Source organism: Mesorhizobium dulcispinae, from assembly GCF_033977345.1.
Taxonomy (GTDB): Bacteria; Pseudomonadota; Alphaproteobacteria; order Rhizobiales; family Rhizobiaceae; genus Mesorhizobium; species Mesorhizobium dulcispinae.
On record NZ_JAVIIY010000045.1, the window covers coordinates 1 to 4,538 of the forward strand.

At 57.6% G+C, this 4,538-nt stretch carries 2 protein-coding genes; both read left to right on the plus strand.

What is annotated here, in order from left to right:
* Nucleotides 1-629: 629 nt before the first annotated feature.
* On the plus strand, nt 630-2,231 hold the full coding sequence (locus RFN30_RS32080) for an ABC transporter substrate-binding protein (RefSeq protein ID WP_320265953.1): 1,602 nt from the start codon (nt 630-632) through the stop codon (nt 2,229-2,231).
* A 424-nt stretch (nt 2,232-2,655) separates the two neighbouring features.
* The gene (locus tag RFN30_RS32085) at nt 2,656-4,284 is read left to right on the plus strand and encodes a N,N-dimethylformamidase beta subunit family domain-containing protein (protein WP_320265954.1); all 1,629 of its coding nucleotides are present in this window, start codon (nt 2,656-2,658) and stop codon (nt 4,282-4,284) included.
* The last annotated feature ends 254 nt before the right edge of the window (nt 4,285-4,538 follow it).

Sequence of the window (4,538 nt, forward strand, 5' to 3'; positions counted from 1 at the left end):
ATCCGCCGCTGGGCCCCGGACGTACCGCCATGTCCGACGCCCGATTTGGCCGCTCGACGATATCCAGCTCTAGAATCTAGTCTATAGGGCCCTGACCAAACCAGAAGAAGAAATCTGGCGGAGAGATGTTCGCAACCTGCGGTAGGAACGAATATCGATAGAATGCTGGAATTTTGATGGACAGCAGGACCATGGCGCGGATCCGATCCTAATGAACTCGGCCGGAGGCGCGGTGCGTCCGCCTCCTACGGACAGCTGAGCACCCATCATGTCACGTCGTCCGCGGCGCGAGTCGTCGTGGCATATCACGCGATGTCTGGCACTCCGGGCCATCGTAGTATCGCGAAGCTGAACGCACACGATTCCTCGCTATTGGGAACGCCGCGAGGTGACGAAAGGAGCACGTGGCTCGCGGCGATCTCGGTGCCATTAGACGTCGTTTCGACGAAAAGTTTCAAATCGTCCCATTTTTTGCGCCGTCTATGTCAGCATTTGCTACGTTTGACTAAAACTTTGCACCCACAGCTCCTAGGTTTGATCGCTGCCAGACCGTCGTCTTTGTCGGGCGACAGTGCGGCGTAGAATGACCAGAAGTGCGGAAAACCGCATAAACAATGGGGAACCAAAACATGAGACTATCACGTCGTAACCTCATCAAGTTGGGCGCGGCTGCAGGAACAGCGCTTTCTTTTCCTTCCATTCTGCGGGCGCAAACGGCCGCTACTGCGGAGCATACGGTGAGTATGGTGCTGAGCGATCCCCTCACCGCCTTCGACCCTTTTTTCACTACGTCTGGTACCACCCAGAACCATAGCCTGGCCATCTACGATACATTGTTCGCACTCGATTCCAAACTTTTGCCGCGTCCGCAAATGGTAGGTAACTGGGATATTTCCGAAGACAAGAAGATCTACACGTTTGAGCTTCGGGGCGGCCTGGGCTGGCACGACGGCAGCCCTGTCACTGCAGGGGATTGTGTCGCCTCGGTTCGGCGCTGGGGCCAGACTTCCGCGGGGCAAACCTTCTCGGCGCGAGTCCGAGATATTTCAAAGAAGGATGAGAAGACCTTCACCATCGTGCTCAATGAGCCGACGGGAGTGTTGATCGATCTGATGGCGACTTTAGCAGGAAATTCGCTGTTCATGATGCGCGAGAAAGATGCAGAACGCCCTGTAACCGAGCAGGTGACCTCGAATATTGGATCAGGACCCTTCAAGTTCAACGAATCTCTTGCCAGGCCCGGCGCAAGCTTCGCGTATGATCGCAATGAAAAGTATGTCGCACGCAACGAGCCGACCAACGGATTCGCCGGTAGTAAGGTCGTCAAAGTCGATCGCGTAGTCTGGCAAAGCATGGCCGACGTGCAGACTGCGTTTGCGGCGTTGCAAACTGGTGAAATTGATTTTCTGGCGTCTCCGCCGGGCGATCTTTACTCGGTTATCGAAAGCGACCCCAACCTCTCACTGCAAGTTCTGGATAAGGCAGGTTCCGACATGTGCCTGCGCATGAACCACCTGCAAAAGCCGTTCAACAACGTCAAGGCGCGCCAGGCGTTGCTTCACTTGATTGACCAGGAGGCATTTCTGCGCGTTACCGCTCCCGATCCGAGATATGGCCGACCCGTCACCTCGATATTCGGGAACAGCACGCCCTATTCCAACGACGAGAACACCGGCTGGTACAAGAAGGGCGGTGACCCGGAAAAAGCCAAGCAGCTTTTCCAGGAAGCCGGATATGCCGGCGAAAAGGTTGTCATTCTAGATCCAACTGACTGGCCCAGGGGCGACGCTGCCTCGCAACTGCTGGCGAACACGCTTCAGAAGATCGGCATTAATGCCGAGCTTGCATCGAGTGACTGGGGTGGAATTGTGAAGCGCCGGGCGAACAAGGGCCCCGTTGAGAGTGGCGGTTGGAACATTTTCATTACGGATGACGGTGATTACGTACAAGGCGATCCTCTCACCGCACTTTTCCTGAACGCGAGCGGTGATAAGGCCTGGTTTGGCTGGCCGCATAATGACGAGTATGAGGCGCTCCGGGCCAAATGGGTGGATGTTGGGACACTTGAGGAGCGCAAAGCCCTGGCCCGCGATATGCAACGGGTTTTTTGGAGTTTTGTTGGTGATGTAAGGCTGGGCCAGACTGTCAGCCCAGTCGCACGCCGCAAGACGCTTACTGAGCTGATCGAGATGCCGCAGAGGCTAGCAATGTGGAACATGCAGAAAGCCTGAGACCACGTTGTCGCACATCATGCGGGCTAGTTCCGATTATACGTCAGGCGATGGTCGGAATTCGCGTCGTTACGCCTCGAACTCGGCACCAGTGGCAACCTGAAATCGGCTTCAGTTTATCGCACGACCGCGAAGTGCCGATCGCATGCCAATCGGAGAGGCGGTCCGAGAAGAACCGGCGCGATGACAATTCCAGAGCGTCGTACCGAGCATCTTCGCCCTTTACTATTTAACGCCGCGTCCATTGCGCGTTGCTTTGTCTACTCTGAGGAGATCCACATTGACTCAACTTCGAGAACCGCTAATCACGATGCGGCGGAAGGCCCCCATTCAGACGGAAGCATTCCTACCTGGCGTCTATCGTCATCCTGCACTGACGCCCGAACATCGATACCTCCCATTCCCGGCAACCGGCCGAGAAGCGGTGCCGTACTTCACCGGGTACATGACTGCGATCAGCGTCAGCCAGGGAGAGGCGCTGTCAGCACATGTGGCAACACGGTCCAACGAAGATTGCTTCGTCGATATCTACCGTGTCACCGGATGCGAGGATGCGCACCTTTTTCCGAAGCTCTCCTTCGTCCGACGCTTCGGTCGAATCCAGCCACATCGTCTGCCACCCTCGGCAGGTGGTCGCCGCCTCAGCTCAGGTGATGCCGACTCTGAAGGATGCCGATGGCCGAAGATTGATCTCCTTGAGGAGGTCCCCATAGATTGGCCCAGCGGCGTGTACCTCGCCCAGTTCTGTTCCGCCGCCGAGCCACGCGCGCGCGCTTCAGACCGGGCGGGTGAGGACGCGCTGTTCATCGTGAGAAGTGGAGCCGACAGGCCGGAGTCACGGATCCTCTGTCAAGTGAACGTTGCGACCTGGGCTGCATATCATATCTGGCACAATCGCAGCCTTTATGTGGGGCGTACAGGTGATGGTCAGCGTTTTGACGACCTTCGCGGTTCGAAGGCCTCCTTTCACCGGCCTGGCATCGGTCTGTGCTACCCGAACGAAGCCATTCTGAGCCCAATGCCGCCGAAAGCGGCATACATCTTCGCATTCATTGACTGGCTGGAGCGCGAGCGCATATCAGTCGACTTCTGCTCTGGCCTCGATATATCCGCTGGAGGCGCAAACCTCGCTAACTACGACGCCTTGGTCACGATCGGCCACGACGAGTACTGGACAGCTGACCAACTCGACGCCGTTCGTGACTTTCGGAACTCTGGCGGCCACATGATTTTCTTTGGCGGGAACCTTGCGTTTGAGCTGGTCCGCGAGACCTCAGACGGCTCTGCAATCGAATGCTACAAAGAGTCAGGCGACTCTTATTCAGGTGACAGTCATGACGACGAGCGCGGCGAGGGCGGGGAATTGCTTGACCCACTACTCACCGCGTCGGCGACGCTCGACGCTCGCCTGACGGGGCCGACGTGGCGCGTGCGTCACGAGTCAACCACCCCTACTACTGGCGTGTACAACATCACACGGCGGCCTGGAGCGCCGGGAGAGGTACTGATCGGCGGCGCGATGTGGTGGTGGGAGATGTTCGGGGGGCCTTCGCGTCCTCAGTGCGGCTTCACCATCTGTGATCCCGACCATTGGGTCTTCGAGGGCTTGGAGATTAATCAAGGAGACACCTTCGGCGCAGAGACAAAGCTCATCGGGCATGAAGCAGACGGTCTTGAAGTCGAGATTCGCGACGCCCGTCCGCAGCTCACATTCGCGGACGGAGCACTCCCGGGAACTAGGTTGCTCGCCGTCGCAGACGGTCGAAAGTGGGGCGAGTGGGATTTTACAGCATGGCCACCTACCTTCAGTCCCGGTCAGCAGCAGACTCTCGGAACCTATGGTGGTTATGTCACCATGGTGTATCACGAGGAGCCCGGCAAGGGCATGCTGTTCAGCGCTCCGACAACGGACTGGGTCTTTGGCCTAGTACCGTCGATCGACTGGACGGCGACACGCAGCCTTGAACCTCCACTCTTGCCAACCGATCCGGTGGTCGAGCAGGTCACTCGCAACGTCTTGCATGCCTGCCACAAGCGGGGGGAGCGGAAGTAGTCGGTTCAGGCCGCGCGAAGTCTGGTCGGAGTCGCATCCGTGGACGATAAGATGCGATCGACGCTCGAACATTGGTGCTTGGAGTGACCCTGGTTTGTGGCAGGTGAGCAATCGACGGTCCTGCCCGCAACGTTCTGCAACATCCATCCCCTCGCACTCTGGAGACATTCCCATGAACCACCGTATCCTCACCGGCGAGATCGAACACGAGGCAAACACTTTCAGTAAGGTGCCGACCACACTTGAAGGTTTCC